The organism is Clostridium sartagoforme AAU1, assembly GCF_000401215.1.
In the GTDB taxonomy this organism is placed as follows: Bacteria; Bacillota; Clostridia; order Clostridiales; family Clostridiaceae; genus Clostridium; species Clostridium sartagoforme.
Window position 1 is genome coordinate 1 of the sequence record NZ_ASRV01000238.1, and the last position, 20,110, is coordinate 20,110.

15 protein-coding genes are annotated in these 20,110 nt (G+C 27.3%); 1 reads left to right on the plus strand and 14 read right to left on the minus strand.

The features are described 5' to 3' along the window. From A500_RS18470 to A500_RS18525, 14 genes are all read right to left on the minus strand, one after another. Positions 1-712 (minus strand): class I SAM-dependent methyltransferase (locus A500_RS18470; protein ID WP_016209099.1); only part of this gene is annotated, 712 nt, incomplete at its 3' end. A 116-nt stretch (positions 713-828) separates the two neighbouring features. Further along, positions 829-1,881, minus strand: a complete 1,053-nt coding sequence (locus A500_RS19785) for an ABC transporter permease (protein WP_016209100.1) — start codon at positions 1,879-1,881, stop codon at positions 829-831. Continuing rightward, entirely contained in the window at positions 1,827-4,061 is a 2,235-nt protein-coding gene (locus tag A500_RS18475; protein WP_051993198.1) for an ABC transporter permease, read from the minus strand. The genes A500_RS19785 and A500_RS18475 overlap by 55 nt, the downstream gene beginning before the upstream one ends. Continuing rightward, positions 4,055-4,759 (minus strand): ABC transporter ATP-binding protein, encoded by a 705-nt coding sequence (locus A500_RS18480; RefSeq protein ID WP_016209102.1) that lies wholly within the window; start codon positions 4,757-4,759, stop codon positions 4,055-4,057. The genes A500_RS18475 and A500_RS18480 overlap by 7 nt, the downstream gene beginning before the upstream one ends. A gap of 25 nt (positions 4,760-4,784) precedes the next feature. Then, a complete protein-coding gene (locus tag A500_RS18485; protein WP_016209103.1) occupies positions 4,785-5,714 on the minus strand; it encodes a diacylglycerol/lipid kinase family protein in 930 nt (309 codons plus the stop codon). A 286-nt stretch (positions 5,715-6,000) separates the two neighbouring features. Next, on the minus strand, positions 6,001-6,288 hold the full coding sequence (locus A500_RS21955; RefSeq protein WP_341349969.1) for a hypothetical protein: 288 nt from the start codon (positions 6,286-6,288) through the stop codon (positions 6,001-6,003). A gap of 5 nt (positions 6,289-6,293) precedes the next feature. Beyond that, on the minus strand, positions 6,294-7,241 hold the full coding sequence (locus A500_RS18490; RefSeq protein ID WP_341349970.1) for a 2-hydroxyglutaryl-CoA dehydratase: 948 nt from the start codon (positions 7,239-7,241) through the stop codon (positions 6,294-6,296). Between the two features lie 7 nt (positions 7,242-7,248). Then, positions 7,249-10,167: an acyl-CoA dehydratase activase gene (locus A500_RS18495; RefSeq protein ID WP_016209104.1), complete on the minus strand. Its 2,919-nt coding sequence runs from the start codon at positions 10,165-10,167 to the stop codon at positions 7,249-7,251. A gap of 73 nt (positions 10,168-10,240) precedes the next feature. Further along, positions 10,241-11,254, minus strand: a complete 1,014-nt coding sequence (locus A500_RS18500; RefSeq protein WP_016209105.1) for a LacI family DNA-binding transcriptional regulator — start codon at positions 11,252-11,254, stop codon at positions 10,241-10,243. An 84-nt stretch (positions 11,255-11,338) separates the two neighbouring features. After that, a complete protein-coding gene (gene galT, locus A500_RS18505; RefSeq protein WP_016209106.1) occupies positions 11,339-12,856 on the minus strand; it encodes a UDP-glucose--hexose-1-phosphate uridylyltransferase in 1,518 nt (505 codons plus the stop codon). An 8-nt stretch (positions 12,857-12,864) separates the two neighbouring features. Continuing rightward, a complete protein-coding gene (gene galE, locus A500_RS18510; RefSeq protein WP_016209107.1) occupies positions 12,865-13,851 on the minus strand; it encodes a UDP-glucose 4-epimerase GalE in 987 nt (328 codons plus the stop codon). 12 nt (positions 13,852-13,863) lie between these two features. Further along, positions 13,864-15,027, minus strand: coding sequence for a galactokinase (locus A500_RS18515; protein ID WP_016209108.1), 1,164 nt, complete (start codon positions 15,025-15,027; stop codon positions 13,864-13,866). Positions 15,028-15,412: 385 nt separating this feature from the next. After that, positions 15,413-17,275: an ABC transporter ATP-binding protein gene (locus tag A500_RS18520; protein ID WP_016209109.1), complete on the minus strand. Its 1,863-nt coding sequence runs from the start codon at positions 17,273-17,275 to the stop codon at positions 15,413-15,415. Next, positions 17,272-19,509, minus strand: a complete 2,238-nt coding sequence (locus A500_RS18525) for an ABC transporter ATP-binding protein (protein WP_016209110.1) — start codon at positions 19,507-19,509, stop codon at positions 17,272-17,274. The genes A500_RS18520 and A500_RS18525 overlap by 4 nt, the downstream gene beginning before the upstream one ends. Positions 19,510-19,663: 154 nt before the next feature. On the opposite strand from A500_RS18525, the gene A500_RS18530 reads away from it, so the two are divergent. Continuing rightward, positions 19,664-20,107: a MarR family winged helix-turn-helix transcriptional regulator gene (locus tag A500_RS18530; RefSeq protein ID WP_016209111.1), complete on the plus strand. Its 444-nt coding sequence runs from the start codon at positions 19,664-19,666 to the stop codon at positions 20,105-20,107. The last annotated feature ends 3 nt before the right edge of the window (positions 20,108-20,110 follow it).

The following is a 20,110-nucleotide window of genomic DNA, read 5'->3' on the forward strand; positions in this document are numbered from 1 at the left end:
CATTATATTCATTTAATACTTTTGATAAAGAAGGGTTGTTTAATGCATTATTATCTATTTTATATCTAAAATTATCTTTTCCTAATATATCACTATGATTTATTACACCCTCAATATCTAAATTTACAAATCCTATTGTTTTGAGTAAAGTTATTAATGCTCTGCCTATTTTTCTATTCCCTTCAAGGTTAGATTGAATTTTAGATAAATTTTCGTTTAACATTTTTATTAAATCATTTTTAGGATTTGTTAGTCCCCATAAATCACTATCAACATCTATAATAATTACACGTCCTCCTGGTTTAAGTAGTCTAAAGATTTCTTTTAAGGCTGCTATTGGATTACTTAAATGTTGAAAGACAAATCTTGCAATAATATAATCAAAATAATCGTCTGGTAATGAAGCTTTGGTTATATCATCTTTTACAAAAGTTACCCTTTCTCCATAATCTTTATTAAGATTGTTATGTGCAAGCTTAAGTAGTTTTTCATCATTATCTAAAGAAATTATTTTGGCCTCACTAAAATTATCTAATAATATTTTAGTAAAAAATCCAGGTCCACTTCCAATTTCAAGAATTTCACTATTATCTTTAATTCCCAATAATTTAAGCATCCTTACTTCTTTATAAGCTCCAAGATTGGCTTGCTTTTCTAGTCGATCCATTTCTCTTTTAAAACCAATTTTCTCATAAATTTCATTATATGACATAAAAATTTCTCCTAAGATTTATATACATTATAGTATATACTTAGAATTTTATTTTGTTCTGTTTCACAATATAATAAAAATAAGATAGGACTATACCTTATCCTATCTTATTTTTGTTAATCAACTGATTTTAATGACTCAACCATTTTAACCTTTTTTAATTTATAATACATTACTATATTAACTAATATTGAAAATACTAATGTTAATACTGCAGATATTATAAAACTTAATAAATCTATACTTCTGCCAAACATCATAGCATCCATTTCTACTGTTGCCATTATAAACTTGTGAAGAAATATTCCTAGAAATTCTCCAAAAAGTATTCCTATTAATGTTAATATCATATTTTCCCTATAAATATATGCAGAAACCTCATTATCATAAAATCCTAAAACTTTTATAGTTGCAATTTCCCTTATTCTTTCACTTATATTGACATTAGTTAAATTATATAGAACAACAAAAGCTAAAGCACCTGCTGATACTATAAGCACTAATACAACATAATTTAAGCTCTTAATTGTATTATCAAAGTTATTTTTTATATTAGTATTAAATGAAACTCCCCTAACTATAGAATTTTCCATAATCATTTTAGAAAAGCTTTCTTCATTTTCTATATTTTTAGTATTAATTAATATTGAATTATATTTAATATCTATATCAAATATCTTTTTGTAATAACTTAAAGACATATATGCATAATTAAATGTATAATTTTCTGATATTCCTGATACCTTTAATGAAATATCTTTATTATTAATCTTTATCTTTACTTCATCTCCAACTTTAACTTTAGCTTGTTTTGCTGCTTTTTCTGATAGAATTATTCCATCATTAGTTAATGTAAGCTTTTCATTCGAACTCCTATTTTTTAAATTTATAAAATTATCTAAAGCTCCTAATGACTCTGGAACTATAATATGCAAATCTTTTTCTCCTGCTTTAGTACTTAATTTAGCATTTTCTGATAGTATCATAAGAGATTTATCTACTTGAGATAAGCTATTAATATAAGTATAAAAATCATCTTTCTCTAAATTGCTAGCATTTTTATCTATATTTATGGTTAAAGTATATTTAAATATATCTCCAAATTGTTTATTAACTATTGTTTTATAGAATCTTTTATTCCAAACCCAGTAACTATCAGTGCTGTACAACCGGCTATACCAAAAACAGTCATAAAAAATCTCTTCTTATATCTGAATATATTTCTTATCGTTACTTTTCCTATAAAACTTAATTTGCTCCAAATAAAATCAATTCTTTCTATTAATATCCTTTTTCCATCCTTAGGAGCCTTTGGTCTCATAAGTGTAGAAGGTGTTTCAAGTAATTCTTTATAACAAGCAAGGAAGGATGAAATAGTTGTAACTAAAACTGATATCAATGTTATAGAAATAGCAATTAAAATATTAAACTCTAATTCTACCTTTGGTAAAGTATACATAATTCCATAAGCATCAAAAATTACTATTGGGAATACTGTAAGCCCTATGACTAAACCCATAATACTTCCTAAAAAACTTGCAGAAAATGCATAAATAATATATTTAGATACTATTTGGTACTTTGAATATCCTAATGCCTTTAATGTTCCTATATTAATTCTTTGCTCATCTACCATTCTTGTCATAGTGGTTAAACATACTAATGCTGCAACTAAGAAAAAGAAAACAGGAAATATTCTGGCTAATTTATCTATACTATCAGCATTGCTTTTATAATCTACATAAGAATAGTTACTATTTCTATCCAAGATATACCAGCTTGGCTCTTCAATGCTCTTTACATCATTTTCGGCTTTTTCTATCTTAGCTTCTGCTGATGCTATTTCTCTTGCAAATTTATTTTTGCCTTCTTCATATTCTTCTTTACCTTCTTCTAAGTCTTTTTTACCATTTTCTATTTCCAATTTACTATTTTCAAATTGCTTAAGTCCATCTTTTTTAGATTCCTCTAATTGCTGTTTTTTTTCTTTTAATTTTTTTTCTCCATTTATTAATTCTTCTTCTTTACTAATAATTTCATTTTGCGCTAATTTTAATTTCTCTTCTCCGCTTTTAATTTCATTATTAATATATTCAATACCATTAATAACTTCATTTCTTCCCATTATTAACGCATCTATTTGTATATTTAGTCTGTTTTTTTCTGATTCTGATAAATTTGGTACATTTAAAGCAGCTTCTGTTTCTAAAATTCTATTATCAAGACTTATTTTAGTATTTTCTAAATTAGAAAGGGTACTTCTTGCAATATTAAGTTGTTCCCCTGCCTTTATCTTTTCTGTTTCAAAGGTCTTTTTGGCAGATTCCAGTGCAGCCTTACCATCATCTATTTTGTATTGAGCCAAATAAAGTTCATTTTCTGCCTTAGAAATAGATTGATTAAATTCTACTTCCTTCTTAGTTAACTCGCTTTCTCCATCTTTTAATTCTTTTTCTGCTTTATCTAACTTAGCTTTAGAATCATCAAGTTCTTTTTGTCCTTTATTCTTTTCATTTTCTAATTCAATTTTACTTTCATTTATCTTTTTAGTAGCTTCATTTACAATTTCATTATATCTTAAATCTGCTCTTTTATCGCCAATATCCTCTAATGGATTTTTTACTGCATCAATAACTTTAAAATATTTATCTGAATATGAATTTAATTTTTTTGCCTCATTTACTGTTATATAAACTTCTGTATAAGCAGGAACCTTAAAGTTTTCTTGTGGAATAATAATAAAACTAGCAATTTTACCACTTCCTATATCTGAAGTTCCTTTTTCATAAGACAAATAATAGGGTGTTCTTACCTTACCAACTACCTCATATTCAATATTTTCTAATTTATCACTTAATGATTCATCTGATCCTGATGAAAGAGTTATTTTGCTGCCAACTGCTAGATCTAATTTTTCTAGTTTTCCAGCTTCTACAACACATTCATTAGATTTTTCAGGAAGTCGTCCTTCAATTAATTTATATTTATTTACATTAGCTTCAAACTCCAATGGTAATCCCATAATCTTTAGCACATTTTCAGAAGTATCTGTTTTCATTATTGCATCTAGAGAATAGGTTGGAAAAACATCTAAAACTCCATCAACTTTACTTATTTCATTAACATCTTCATCTGTGAATCCTAATGTAGAATATAATGTTAAATCCATAAAATTATAATCATCATAATATTTATCTGCTGTCCTCTTCATATCAATAGGAGAAATCTTTATTCCTGAAAAAAAAGCAACGCCTAAAGCTATAATTGCGAATATAGAAAGAAATCTTCCCTTAGAGTTTTTTATATCTCTAAATACATCCTTAATAAAAGCATTTTTAGACATTACCATTCAATCCTTTCTACTGGAAGAGGATTTTCATTTAATGTAACACTTTCAATCATTCCATTTTTAACTTTAATCACTTTATCACCCATTGGTGTTATTGCAAGATTATGTGTTATTATTACTACAGTCATATTATATTTTCTGCATGTATCTTGAAGTAATTTAAGTATTGCTTTTCCAGTAGTATAGTCTAATGCACCAGTTGGCTCATCACATAAAAGTAACTTTGGATTTTTAGCTAATGCTCTTGCAATTGCAACACGTTGTTGTTCGCCTCCTGAAAGTTGGGCTGGAAAGTTAAGTTTTCTTTCTTCTAGGCCTACTGCATTTAATATTTCTAATGAATTTAATGGGTTCTTACAAATTTGAGTTGCTAATTCAACATTTTCTAGTGCAGTAAGATTTTGAACTAAATTATAAAATTGAAATACAAAACCAATATCATAACGCCTATATGTTATAAGTTCTTTATCTGAATAATTACTTACAAGATTTCCATCTACCATAATTTTACCGCTAGTTGATGTATCCATTCCTCCTAAAATATTTAAAATTGTACTTTTCCCAGCGCCACTAGCTCCAGCTACTATTACAAATTCCCCCTTATTAATTTCAAATGAAACTCCGCTTAAAGCATCTATAGTTACTTCCCCCATCTTATATGTCTTTTTAACATCTTTAAATTCTATAAAACTCCTCAAACTTATACCCCTTTTTATTATTTATTTATTCATCTATTTCTTTATATGGCGTTATAAATTTTATTCCCTTATTCTTTAATGAAACATTTAATTTGTTACTTGTTGTAATTTCTCCATCAAGGCATATTGTAAAGTTTTCTTTAGATTTTATCTTTATACTATTACATTTTTTATATATAATATAATCTTTCAATTCTTTACTTTCTAAGTGACTTCCTTCTTTATACAATTTCATTAAATTTACAAGTTTTAGTCGTGATATCTTTCTTACAATACATAAATCAATTAAGCCATCATCTATTTCTGCCAATGGTGCTCCTAAATAACCTCCACCATAGGATCTTCCATTTGCTATAACACACAATAAAAAATCTCCATTAATAATCTCACAGTCATCTATTTCTATTTCTAAATTAGTACACATTTTATTGATTAGTGAATAAAATACTGAAAGTGTATAGGCACCTTGTCCACTAATTAAAGGAATTTTTTTGAACTTAACCATATTTTCAGCAACTTTAGCATCAAATCCAATATTGCATAGATTAATAGAATATTGACCATTTACATTTAATAAATCTACTTCTTGTAATTTTGATTTTATTTGTTTATCTATATCATAAAATCCTATTTGTGACTGAAAGTTTCTTACAAAATCATTTCCTGTTCCATATGGAATAACTGAAACACTTGCATTTTCGTATCCTATAATTCCGTTAATAACTTCGTTTAAAGTTCCATCTCCTCCACATGCATAAAATCTTAAATTTCCTTCCTGACTTTCACATACATTTTTAGTATATATAGTTGCATCATTTTTATTTTTAGTTATGTAAATGCTATATTCTTCAGGTGAATTTTCAAATATTTTATTTATATCACTACTAATTTTTTCAGAAATATCAGTTTTCCCAGCTTTAGGATTTATCACAAAAAAATGTTTGTTTTTTGTCATTATTGTACCTCTCCAATTTTCTATTTAATAAGGTATATTGTTTTTTTATTTAATTTATATTTTTCATTTCTCTATAAAGTATTTAAATTAAGTATACTATATAACATTATATTAATCATTATTTTTTGTGAGTCAAAAAACTTTATTATAAAAAAATTTAAAAAAGAAATTATAAAAAAGTTATTCTTAAAATAAACATTTCATAATTTCTTAGAAAATAAAAAATTAAAGTTAAATACTAACATTTTTGGGATTAATAGAACTTGTAAATTGTGTTTTATTGTATTTATAAATAAGCATTTAATTTTGCATTTGATAACATAAGCTTAATTCTATTTTCCTGATTTATTTGAGATTGAGATGGATCATAGTCTATAACTACAATATTAGCCTCAGGGTTCTTATCAAGTATTTTTCTAATAGCACCTCTTCCTACTATGTGGTTTGGCAAACATCCAAATGGCTCTGCACATATAATATTATTGGCTCCTGTATGTATAAGTTCTAACATATTAGCAACTAAAAGCCATCCTTCGCCCATTTTAACGCCATAACCAATATATCCATCTGCCATTTTTCTTATTTCTTCAAAATCTGTAGGTGCTTCAAATTTAGAATATTTTTTATATTTCTATTTATTTTACGTTGAAGTTTTAAAATAAATTTATAAGCTATTTGCGCTAGTTTAGATTTCAAAAATCCTCTTTTATAAAGCTTATAATCCATTACTGAATTTAAGATACAGTAATTAACAAAATCCATAAGACCTGATTGTACAACTTCTGCATCTTCTTTTATCAAAAATTCTTCAAGATGATTATTTCCCATCCTTGAATACTTCATATATATTTCTCCAACTATTCCAACTTTAATTTTTGACTTATTATTTATTTCAATTGAATCAAAGGCTTTTATGATTAATTTTGATATTTTATTTATTTTAAAGTATTTAAATCCAGAAAGTTTTGTATTCAAAGTTTCAACTAATTTATCTAATATCTTATCAGTTTCTCCTTTATTAACTTCATATGGTTTAACTTTATTATATAGGCACATAATCAAATCACCATATATAATTCCATAAACAGCTTTTAAAATGATTATTGGAGTTAATTTTAATCCTGGATGTTTTTCTATTCCAGATAAACTTAATCCTATAGCAGGAACATAATCAAAATCACTATTTTCAAGAGCTTTTCTAATCAAGTGAATATAATTTGAGGCTCTACACCCACCTCCAGTTTGCGTCATAAGCAGTGCAGTTTTTTCTGTATCATATTTACCACTTTTTAAAGCAGATATAAATTGTCCTATAACTATCATTGCTGGATAACATATATCATTATTAGAATATTTAAGTCCTTCATCAATTATTTTTGAAACATCATCTTCTAAAAATTCGATATCAAACCCATAATCCTTTAAAATTTTATCTAGTATCTTAAAGTGAATTGGTAACATATTGGGAACTAGTATTTTATATGCTTTTTTCATATCTTTCGTAAAAACTTTATAATCATAATTCATATATTTATCACCTACTCTTAATTGCTTCAACCATACTTCTTATTCTTATTTTAGCGGCTCCTAAATTACTTGTCTCATCTATTTTTAATTGTGTATACAGCTTACCCTTTGATTCTAAAATTCTCTTAGTTTCATCAGCAGTTATAGCATCCGTTCCACATCCAAAAGAAACTAATTGAACTAATTGCATGTCCTCATTTTTAGTAACAAAATTTGCTGCATTAAATAATCTGGCTTGATATGTCCATTGATTTAACATTTTTATTTCTGTATCTTTTTTATCTATTGATATTGAATCTTCTGTTAAAATAACTAGTCCTAATGAATTTATCATTCTGTCTATCCCATGATTTATTTCCTTATCAACATGATATGGTCTTCCGGCTAAAACAATAATTAATAAGCTATTTTCTCTAGCGTATTTAATTGCTTCTTTGCCTCTTTCTAATATATCTAATTTATAATTTTTATATTCCTCGATTGCTTTATAATAAGCTGTTTTCACTTTTTCTTTTGTTATATTATTATATCTATCTTTTAAGCTATTATATATATTTTTAATGGTACTTTTATCAGAATTTAAATCTAAGTATGGCATTATATAATCAATTTCTCTTATTCTAGAGATATTATTTTTTACAACCTCTGGATAGTAAGCCACAACAGGACAATTAAAACAATTATCTGATATTCCTTCATCAAAATTATATGTCATGCATGGATAAAAAATCTTTTGAACACCTTTATTTATAAGACTTTCAATATGTCCATGAACCAATTTAGCTGGATAGCAAACTGTATCAGAAGGAATAGTATGTTGTCCTGTTAAATAAAGTTTTTTTGAAGATTCCTCTGATAAAATAACTTTAATATCTAATTCATTAAAGAATTTAATAAAGAAAGGTAAATTTTCATACATATTAAGTACTAGTGGTATTCCTATAGTATCTTTACCTTTTTGGTTTTCAAAATAGTTTATAAGTTTTAAATTTTTGTATTCATACATGTTAGGAATATTATTTTCTTTATATTTACCTGTTGGCTTTGAGCACCTATTTCCTGATATATACTTTTTACCTCCTGTAAATGTATTTATAGTTAAATTACATTTATTCGTACATAAACCACATTTAGTACCTTTAGATTCATGTTTAAAGATTAAAATCTCATTTTCATTTAATATTTTCGAATTTTCTAAGCTTTGATTCTTAGCATATAATGCTGCTCCATAAGCACCCATTAATCCTGATATATTAGAACGTATTACATTTTGTCCTAATTCAATCTCTAAGCTTCTTAATATAGCATCATTACATAGTGTTCCGCCTTGAACTATAACGTTTTTCCCTATATTTTTAGTTCTTATAACTTTATAAAGTGCATTTTTTACAACACTTATTGATAACCCAGCCGAAACATCTTCAATAGTAGCTCCATCTCTTTGAGCTTGTTTTACTGAAGAATTCATAAATACAGTACATCTAGAACCTAGATCAGCTGGATGATTTGAAAATAATCCAAGTTTTGAAAAACTTTCTACATCATATCCCATAGCTTTAGCAAATGTTTCTATAAATGAACCACATCCTGAAGAACATGCCTCATTTAAAATTATACTTTTTATAGCTTTATTTTCTATTTCAAAGCATTTTATATCTTGTCCACCGATATCAAGAATAAAATCAACATTCTTATTAAATTTACTTGCTGCTATATAATGTGCTAATGTTTCAACAATACCAAAATCTATACCAAAGCCCTTTTTTATTAATTCTTCACCATATCCAGTTACTGAACTTCCTTTTATATTTATTTTATCACCAAAATGATTATAAATATATTCTAATTGTTCTTTTATTACTTTTACTGGATTACCTTCGTTGTGAGCATAGTATTTGTACAATATTTCATCATTATTATCTATAATAACTAGTTTGGTAGTAGTACTTCCAGCATCTATTCCTATATATACATCACCTGTAAAATTGGTAATTTCTTTTTCTACTACTTTTGCCTTATTATGTCTTTCTAAAAATTTATTATATTCTTCTCTGCTTATAAATAACGGAGCTATTTCTTTTTTTATTTCTAATTTAGTATTGTTTAAATTTGATAATACAGATTCTAACTCTTCATATGTATAAAGCTTAGTTTCATTTCCTGCAAATAATGATGCTCCTTTAGCTACAAAAACTTCTGCATCTTGAGGTATAATACAACTTTCATCACTTAGTTTTAATGTTTTAACAAATCTTTTTCTAAGACCCTTATAAAAGTATAATGGTCCACCTAAAAAAAGAATATTGCCTTCTATAGCTCTTCCTTGTGCTAAGCCTCCAATAGTTTGATTTACAACAGCTTCATAAATACTTGCTGCAATATCAGATTTACTTGCACCTTGATTTAATAATGGTTGTACATCTGATTTGGCAAAAACTCCACATCTTGAAGCTATTGGATATATATTTTTATGTTCTAAGCTAATTTTATCTAATTCCTCCACTGTTATTCCCATTAAACTAGCCATTTGATCTATAAATGCTCCAGTACCACCTGCACAACTAGAATTCATTCTCTCTTCTAATCCATTGGTAAGATAAATTATCTTAGCATCTTCTCCACCTAATTCAATAACTACATCTATATTATTAAATATTTTTTTTACCCCTATTGTAGTTGCAAAGACTTCTTGAACAAATGATATATTTGTATCCTTAGCAACTCCATATCCGGATGACCCTGTTATTGAAATCTTTATATTATTACCTAATAATATATTTTTTGCATTTCTAACTTCTTCTAATATTGTTTCTCTTACTTTAGTAAGATGTCTTTTATAGCTTTTATAAATTACATTATCATTTTCATCCAATATAACTAATTTCACTGTAGTTGAACCGGCATCTATCCCTAGTCTATATATCACTTAAATTCCCTCCATCTCAATATACTAATAAAATAGGCCCTATAAATACTATACTACTTATAGGGCAATAAAATTATACTATTTTGCAACTATCTCTTATAATTAATTTTACAGGTAAGACAACCTTCTTACTTATTTCTCTTTCTTCTTTTATTCTTTCCATAAGAACTTCAAAAGCAGTTTCCCCCATAAAATCAGTAAAAACTTTTACTGTAGTTAATGAAGGAGATAAATATTGAGCTGTAGCTATATCATCAAAGCCTACTATACTAATATCTTCTGGTATAGTGTAGCCATTTTCTTGAATCGCCTTATAAGCACCTATAGCCATTGGATCACTAGCTATAAAAAAAGCTGATGGAATATTTTTAAGTTTTAATGCTTTATTCATAAGATTATATCCATCCTCAGGAGTGAAATCTCCTTTAAATATCCATTCTTCTTTTAAATTATTAATTTCTAACATAAAATCCTTATAAGTTGCTTCTCTATAATTAATAAGCTCTGTACTATCAATATTATTGTGTGGAATAACTTTTGCACCTATATAACCTATATCATTATGACCTAACCTATATAAATATTCTAATGCTTTTCGCGCTCCATATTTTAAATCAACAACAATTGAATCAAATTCCCACTCCTCAGGAGAAGAATCTATAAATACAATATTTTTAGATAAATCCTTAAGTTTATCAATTTCATTATTTTGAAATATTCCTATAGCAATTATTCCATCAAGCCCTTTGTAGCTAGCTATGTCATCATTTAATATCTTAGTAAAATATAAAGATTTAAAATCTACATTTTCTTTAATACACTTTTTTTCTATAGCCATCCTAATTGATAAAAAATATGGATCATTTAACTCTTTAACTTCTGTAAATGAACAAATTATACCTATAGTAAAGTTTTTAAGTTTACTTTTTCTTTCTTTTATAGTAACGTAGTTCATTTCTTCAGCTATACTTAAAACTCTTTTCCTTGTATCTTCTGAAACATTTAAAGTTTTATCTAAGTTTAATATACGTGAAACTGTTGAAATAGAAACTCCTGCTGAAGTTGCTATATCCTTTATTGTAGCCATTTCTTATCACCCCGCTTACTAAAAAAATATTGTAGCAGCTTAAATAGTAATTAAAGATGAGGTATTTATAAATACCTCATCTTATTAATTAATTGTTAGTTTTAAGCTACTAATATATCTTTGCATAGCTTCTTTTCCTTCTTCATTCCATTTAAATACTCCGCAATGCTCTAATACTTTAGTAAATACTTCTCCAACTTCATTTTCTATAATTAAGTCAATATTTTCTTTAGATATTGCTGGATTATTTTTCTTAATTTCTTCATACCAACTATAATGAATCTTCATATCGTCATCATTATATATTTCATCATTTTTACCAACTAGGTAAGCTTTTATAACCTCTAATTCATCCTTCAATCTAGCTGGAAGAACGGCAAGGCCTAAAACTTCAATTAAACCTATATTTTCTTTTTTAATATTATGAAGTTCTTTATGAGGATGGAAAATTCCATCTGGATATTCCTCACTAATTCTATTATTCCTAAGAACTAAATCTAAAATATAAAGTTCACCAGATTTTCTGGCTATTGGTGTTATTGTATTATGTGGAATTTCATTGGTGTGAGAATATACATCAACAATAGGATCACTATAGTTTCTCCAATGAGATAGAACCTTGTCAGCTAATTCACTTAATTCCAATCTATTCCTACCTTTTAATCTTAATACAGTTAATGGCCATTTTACAATAGATAATTCAATATTTTTGTAATTATTAACTATAAATTTATAAATATCTTCTGCTTTATCCATTGCAAACTCATAATTTCCACCTTGATAATGATCATGTGTAAGAATAGAACCACCAACAATAGGTAAATCTGCATTAGAACCTATAAAATAATGTGGAAACTTTTCTATAAACTCTAATAGTCTATCGAAAGTGTTTTTTGTTATTTTCATTGGTACATGTTCTCCTGCAAAAACAATACAATGTTCATTATAATATGCATAAGGTGAATATTGTAAATACCAGCTTTCTTTATTTAATTCCATAGGTATTACTCTTATATTTTGTCTTGCTGGATGATTTACTCTACCTCTATATCCTTCATTTTCTTTACATAATAAGCATTTAGGATATTTAGATGGAGGTAAATTTTTTGCTGCTGCAATTGCCTTAGGATCCTTTTCAGGTTTTGATAAATTTATAGTTATATCTAAATCTCCATATTCAGTATTTGATTTCCATACTAAATTTTGTGCTATTCTATCAGTTCTTACATAATCACATGATTTACTTATATTATATAAATATAATGTAGCACTTTCCTTTGAGATTGAATATCTCTTATAAAACTCACCTATAACCTCTGAAGGTCTTGGCATTAAAACTCCCATAATCTTAGTATCTAATAAATCTCTATATATAGGGGAATTAGATTCTAATATTCCATTGTTAAATGCATAATCTAATATATTATTTAGTATATCAGTTGGAGTATTTAAATTTTCATCCTCTATTTCAAAATCTTCATATTCATCAAGGTTTAAAACATCTAATAAACTATTTCTTACAAAGATTTCATCATATTTAGTAAAAAGTTCATGCTTTAATCCATATTGAATAAGTCTTTTGATTTCCCTATAAATATTCATCTCTTCACCTACTTATTAAAACCTTTTGGATTATTTTCATGCCAATTCCAAGCTGAAGCAATTATACCTTCAACATTAGTAAACTCTGGCTTCCATTTTAAAATATTTCTTGCTTTTTCAGCTGAAGCTATAAGTCTAGCTGGATCTCCTGCTCTTCTTTCACAAATTTTAGCTGGGATCTCATGTCCAGTAACTTTTCTAGCTGCGTCTATCATTTCTTTAACAGAAAATCCATTTCCATTACCTAAATTAAATATATCACTTGAATTTCCATCTCTAAGATATCCTACTGCAAGAATATGAGCATTTGCTAAATCAATTACATGAATATAATCTCTAATACAAGTACCATCTTCTGTATCATAATCTTCTCCAAAGATAGATATAAATTCTCTCTTACCTAGAGGAACTTGCAATATTAAAGGAATTAAGTGAGTTTCAGGACTATGATCTTCTCCAATACTTCCACTTACATGAGCTCCAGCAACATTAAAATATCTAAGAGATACATATTTAACACCATGTGCTATATCTGCCCATTTCATCATTTTTTCCATTGCAAGCTTTGTTTCTCCATATGCATTAGTTGGTTCAGTTTTATCTGTTTCAACTATAGGCATTTTAGTAGCTTCACCATAAGTTGCTGCTGTAGAAGAAAATACAATTTTCTTAACATTGTTTGCAATCATAACTTTTAATAAAACCTCTGTTCCATGAACATTATTGTTATAGTACTTTAGGGGATTTGTCATACTTTCTCCAACTAAAGAATTTGCTGCAAAATGAATTACTTCTGTTATATCATTTTCTTTAAACACCTTATCAAGTTCTTCTTCATTTCTTATATCTACCTTATAAAACTTAGCTTTAGGATTCACTGCTTCAATATGTCCTGTTTCTAGATTATCCACAACTATTACTTCTTCACCTTTATCAATTAACTGATAAACAGTATGGCTCCCAATATATCCTGCTCCACCACAAACTAATATCATTTTTTATACCTCCTAAATTTCTCTAGTTCCATCGCCTATATTAGCTATATAGAAACTAGCTTCATATCCTATTTTTTCTTTATATCCTTGCCCTACTTTTTCTATGAAATCTTCTACGCTATCTTTGTTTATTAATGCAACTGTACATCCACCAAATCCTGCACCAGTCATTCTAGCACCTATTGTAGCCTCATGATTCCATGCAAGTTCAACTAATGTATCTAATTCTATTCCTGTAACTTCATAATCATCTCTTAAAGAAATATGAGATTCATTCATAAGCTTACCAAAAGTAATTAAATCATTTTTCTCTAGCGCTTCTTTAGCCATTAATGTTCTTTGATTTTCATACACTGCATGCTTAGCTCTCTTGATTCGTATTTCACTATCTATTAAATCTTTATTATTTTCAAACTCTTCTATAGATAATTCACCTAATGAATTGATGCTTAATTTTGTTTTTAGTTCTTCTAAAGCCTTTTCACATTCACTTCTACGCTCATTATATTTAGAATCTGCTAATCCTCTTCGTTTATTTGTATTTGCAATAACTAAAATTTCATTTTTTAATTCTACAGGGCAATAATTATATTTTAATGTGTTACAATCTAAAAGTATAGCATTATTTTCCTTTCCCATCCCAATTGCAAATTGATCCATTATACCACAGTTAACGCCAACGAATTTATTTTCTGCTTCTTGAGAAAATTTTACTAAATCAACTCTATCTATATTTAATCCAAATAGTTTGTCCATCATTACTGCCATTAAAAGTTCTAATGATGCTGAAGAAGAGAGACCTGCCCCATTTGGAATATTCCCATAAATAGCTACATCAAATCCTTTATTTATATCATATCCATGTTTTTTCATTACATCGATTACACCCTTAGGATAATTAACCCAATCATGAGATTTTTCATACTTAATATCATCTAAATTAAATTCAATTACTCCTAAATCTTCAAAGTTACTTGAATACATTCTTACAATTTTATCATCTCTTAAGCTTATAACTCCATAAGTTCCAAAACTTAATGCACAAGGAAATACATTTCCTCCATTATAATCAGTATGCTCACCGATTAAATTTACTCTACCAGGTGAAAAAAACGTTCTACAATTTTCCTTTTCTCCAAAAACCTTTTTAAAAGTATCATTAATTTCCTTTCTCATAACAACTCTCCCAATCATTATAAATTTGTTTTATTTACAACTTAATACTATCATATCAGGAAAAATTTTTCAATATTATTTTTACTTAATTTTACTAAGAATTTTACTAAAAACTTTACTGATTTATTTTAATACATTTACTATTTTATAATCTCATTAATTAACTTGTTTTCGAGATAGATAATTACTTAAATAAAAAAACTATTATAAAAACTCAATTAGAGTTTTATAATAGTTTAATAAATTGTATTTCATATCAATTAACTTATAATTATCATCTGTATTTACAACTTACCTGTACCCTGTTACCTGTTACATATATCCTATTCCTTATTCTCTGTACTATCACTTAACTGTGAACTGTGTCATGTGCACTACAAACTGTCTAAGATGCTTCATTATTTTCAAATTGACTGTTATATAAACTTGCATAGAATCCTTGTTTTTCAAGTAATTCTGTGTGAGTTCCTTGCTCTACAATATCTCCATCTTTCATTACTAATATTAAATCAGCATCTCTTATTGTAGATAATCTATGAGCAATTATAAAACTTGTTCTATCTTTCATTAAATTATCCATAGCTTTTTGTATAAGTATTTCTGTTCTAGTGTCTACTGAACTTGTAGCTTCATCTAATATTAATATCTTTGGATCTGCTAAAATTGCACGAGCAATTGTTAATAATTGTTTTTGTCCTTGAGATACATTGCTTGCATCTTCATTTAATTCCATATTATATCCGTCTGGCAATGTCTTTACAAAGTGATGAACATGAGCTGCTTTTGATGCTCTTATTACTTCTTCATCAGTAGAATCTAAATTACCATATCGAATATTTTCCATTATACTACCATTAAATAACCAGGTATCTTGTAGAACCATTCCAAAAACTTTTCTTAAATCGCTTCTTTTAAAATCCTTTATATTATGATTATCTAGTAAAATGTCACCACTATTTAATTCATAAAATCTCATTAGTAATTTTACTATAGTAGTTTTTCCTGCTCCAGTAGGACCTACAATAGCCACTCTTTGGCCAGGCTTAATTTTACTTGAAAAATCATTTATTATTATTTTGTCCTCATTATATCCAAAGTGAACATTTTTAAATGTTACTTCACCATTAATATCTTCAATGCTAACTGGATCTTTAATATCCTCTATTTCTTCTTCTTCTTCTAAGAATTCAAAAACTCTTTCAGATGCAGCTGCAGTTGATTGAAGTATATTAGCAATTTGTGCTGTTTGAGCTATTGGTTGAGTGAAAGATCTTACATATTGAACAAAAGAAAGAATATCTCCAACTTCAATAGATTTCTTAATAGCAAGATATCCACCTAATATAGTTACCATAACATAACCAAGATTACCGATGAATGTCATTATAGGCATCATCATTCCTGATAAAAATTGAGATTTCCATGCTGAATTATATAATGTATCATTTAACTTATCAAATTCTTCTACAGCTTCTTTTTCTCCATTAAAAGCTTTCATTATAGTATGACCGCTATATATTTCTTCTACGTGTCCATTTACATGACCTAAAAATGTTTGTTGTTCTTTAAAATATTTTTGAGACTTTTTAACTACTAAAGCTATTAATATTCCTGATAAAGGTAACATTAATAATGATGCAAGAGTCATAGTAAAGCTTATTGATAACATCATTATAAGAACACCTATTAGTGTTGTTACTGACGTTAAAATTTGTGATAAACTTTGATTTAGTGTATTACTTACAGTATCAATATCATTAGTTACTCTTGATAAAACTTCCCCATGAGTCATTTTATCAAAATATTTAAGAGGCATCCTATTTATCTTTTCAGATATTTCTTTTCTAAGATTGTAAGAAACCTTTTGAGCAACCCCAGACATTATAAAGCCTTGAATAAATGAAAATAATGAACTTATTACGTATAAAACTATTAGTAATACAATTATATTTCCAATATAAGTAAAATCTATTGAAGCTCCAGCTTCTCCTGAAACCTTACTTACTAAACCTTCAAATAATTTTGTTGTAGCTTTTCCTAGTATTTTAGGTCCTATGATAGAAAAAGCTGCACTACCTATAGCAAAAATCAACACTATTATTATTGATAATCTATATGGTTTTAAATAATTTAGTAATTTCTTTGTAGTCCCTTTAAAATCCTTAGCCTTTGCACCACCCCCGTGCATTCCACCCATAGGACCACCGAAACCACCATGTCTTTTATTTCCTACATTGTTATTACTCATGACATAAGTTCCTCCTTTGAAAGTTGTGATAAGGCTATTTGTTTATAAACTTCACAGTTTTCTAAAAGCTCTTTATGAGTTCCTATTCCTACAATATTTCCTTCATCTAGTACTATAATTTGATTGGCATCTTTAATTGTACTAATTCTTTGTGCAACTATTATCATAGTTGCATCCTTTATATTTTCTTTAAGAGATCTTCTAAGGGCTGAATCTGTTTTAAAATCCAAAGCTGAAAAACTATCATCAAATATATATATTTGTGGTTTTTTAACTAAAGCTCTTGCTATAGATAATCTTTGTTTTTGACCTCCTGAAACATTGGTTCCACCTTGGGATATTTCAGTTTCATATTTTTCTGGTTTATTATTTATAAATTCTAAGGCTTGTGCAATTTCAGCAGATTTCTCTAGTTCCTCATTAGTTGCATCTTTAGATCCATACTTTAAGTTACTTTCTATAGTACCTGAGAAAAGAATTCCTTTTTGAGGTATATATCCTATTTTATTTCTTAATGCTTTTTGTTCAACATCTCTTATATCTATTCCATCTACAGTAATTTTTCCCTCTGATACATCATAAAATCTAGGAATTAAATTTATCAACGTAGATTTACCACTACCAGTACTTCCTATGATAGCTGTAGTTTCACCAGGCTTTGCAGTGAAAGAAATATTATTTAACACATAATCTTCAGCACCTGGATATTTGAAACTTACATTTTTGTATTCCACGCATCCCTTTTCTGATTTATTAAAATCTTTAGTTTCCTTTTTATCTTTAATACTTAAATCAGTATATAAAACTTCACTAATACGTTGAGCTGACACAGAAGCTCTAGGTAACATAATTGATATCATAGAAATCATTAGGAATGACATAATTATTTGCATTGCATATTGCATAAATGCCATCATATCACCAACCTGCATTGTACCTAAATCAACTTGGTGAGCTCCTACCCATACAATTAGTAGCGTTAATCCATTCATTATAAGCATCATTGCTGGCATCATTGCAACCATTATTCTACTTACGAATAAATTTGTATTGGTCAGATTTTTATTAGCTTCATCAAACTTCATTTCTTCATGTTTTTGAGTACTAAATGCTCTAATAACGAGCATACCTGTTAAACTTTCTCTTGTAACTAAATTTAATTTATCAACAAGTTTTTGGATTGCTTTAAATTTAGGCATAGCAAATCCGAATAAAACACCAACAAGTACTGAAATTGAAACAACGCCAACGGCTATTGTCCAAGTCATATTCGTATCTGTTCTTAATACCTTTAAAACACCACCAACACCTAATATAGGTGCATAAAATACTATTCTAAACAACATAACCATAAGCATTTGAATTTGTTGTATATCATTTGTGCTACGAGTAATAAGTGATGCTGTTGAAAATTTATCAAATTCTGAATTAGAGAAGCTTGTAACTTTTTTAAATACATCTCCTCTTAAAGATTTACCTAATCCAGCTGCAATTCTTGCTGAAATAAGCCCAACAATAACTGAAGCAACCATGCTAAGTAATGCTATTCCAAGCATCTTTAATCCTGAAATAATAATAGCATTTGTTTGTAGTTTATCTGTATTTATTCCTATTTCAGAATATTCATTCTTTACATAAGAAACTGCTGCTTGTTCTACCATACTATCTGGCATTTCACTAAATTTTTCATTTATTGCATCTACAATATTGTTTAATTGCTCTTTTGGGATATTCTTTAAAATCATAAATGGATCTGTATTAGCTGGTAATTGCATATTACTTTGCATATTACCTAACATGCTAGCATCAAATTCCCCTTTTTCTATTCCATAAACAACAAGCTCAGGTTTAGCTAAAATACTATTTAATTTAGATATCTTATCTTCATCTTTTGTATTAAGCTCATATAAAGCTTCTTTATCCAATATAGGATATTTCTTTATATATTCATCAAATTCCTCATTTGAAAGTTCACTTCTATCTATTAATGAATAATTCTCTTCTATAAAATTCAAATCATCTTCTCCAATAAAAATAGAAAGCTTTTCTAATTGAGTTTTTCGTATTACATCTGGTGTTGCATTTTCTATTCCACCTTGCTGAATTCCTACATTAACTATATTGGACATATAATCTGGTAGTGATAATTCGCTAATAGCTTGTATAAATAACAATGCTATTACAGCAATAATAGAACCAATAAATGGTTTTAAGTATTTTGCTAATTTAGTCATTTATTTTTCTCCTTTCAAGTTGTGTTTTGTATAAGTTATTATAGACATGTATTAATTATATTTTTATAACTATTATATGTCAATAACATTTATAGTTGTATAACAAAAAAAATAGTTTATAATAAATTTGTAAGAAATAATTAGGAGGGATTTTATGAACAATAATTCTATGCTAGAAATATCTGACAACTTATTTAATTTAATGATACAATTTCATAATAAACTAATGAACCCAAATGAAATGACTAAAAGAGTATCAATTCCTCCATCTCATATGAAAGTTATTTTTTATCTTTCAAGGAAAAAGTTTATGTCTGTTTCTGATGTGGCTAAGTGTTTAGATATTTCTAAGCCTAATATGACTCCTATTATAGACAAGTTAATAAGCGAAGGATATGTTTATAGATATACTAATCCAGATGATAGAAGAAAGTTAAATATAGAATTAACTGAAAAGGCTTACGAATTTTTAAAAGAACGTGAAAACGCAATGAAAAGTATATTGTTAGAAAAGATTTCAAGCTTAGATGATGAAAATTTAAATAAATTGAATTCTTTAGTAAAAGATTTAAATGAAATAATAGTTAGTTTAAAATAGAAA

Bases quoted from the DNA above. Each gene is read 5' to 3' on its own strand.
- A500_RS18475 (WP_051993198.1), bottom strand. From the start codon at position 4,061: ATGGTAATGTCTAAAAATGCTTTTATTAAGGATGTATTTAGAGATATA.
- A500_RS18485 (WP_016209103.1), bottom strand. From the start codon at position 5,714: ATGACAAAAAACAAACATTTTTTTGTGATAAATCCTAAAGCTGGGAAA.
- A500_RS21955 (WP_341349969.1), bottom strand. From the start codon at position 6,288: ATGGCAGATGGATATATTGGTTATGGCGTTAAAATGGGCGAAGGATGG.
- A500_RS18490 (WP_341349970.1), bottom strand. From the start codon at position 7,241: ATGAATTATGATTATAAAGTTTTTACGAAAGATATGAAAAAAGCATAT.
- A500_RS18500 (WP_016209105.1), bottom strand. From the start codon at position 11,254: ATGGCTACAATAAAGGATATAGCAACTTCAGCAGGAGTTTCTATTTCA.
- galT (WP_016209106.1), bottom strand. From the start codon at position 12,856: ATGAATATTTATAGGGAAATCAAAAGACTTATTCAATATGGATTAAAG.
- galE (WP_016209107.1), bottom strand. From the start codon at position 13,851: ATGATATTAGTTTGTGGTGGAGCAGGATATATTGGGAGCCATACTGTT.
- A500_RS18515 (WP_016209108.1), bottom strand. From the start codon at position 15,027: ATGAGAAAGGAAATTAATGATACTTTTAAAAAGGTTTTTGGAGAAAAG.
- A500_RS18520 (WP_016209109.1), bottom strand. From the start codon at position 17,275: ATGAGTAATAACAATGTAGGAAATAAAAGACATGGTGGTTTCGGTGGT.
- A500_RS18525 (WP_016209110.1), bottom strand. From the start codon at position 19,509: ATGACTAAATTAGCAAAATACTTAAAACCATTTATTGGTTCTATTATT.
- A500_RS18530 (WP_016209111.1), top strand. From the start codon at position 19,664: ATGAACAATAATTCTATGCTAGAAATATCTGACAACTTATTTAATTTA.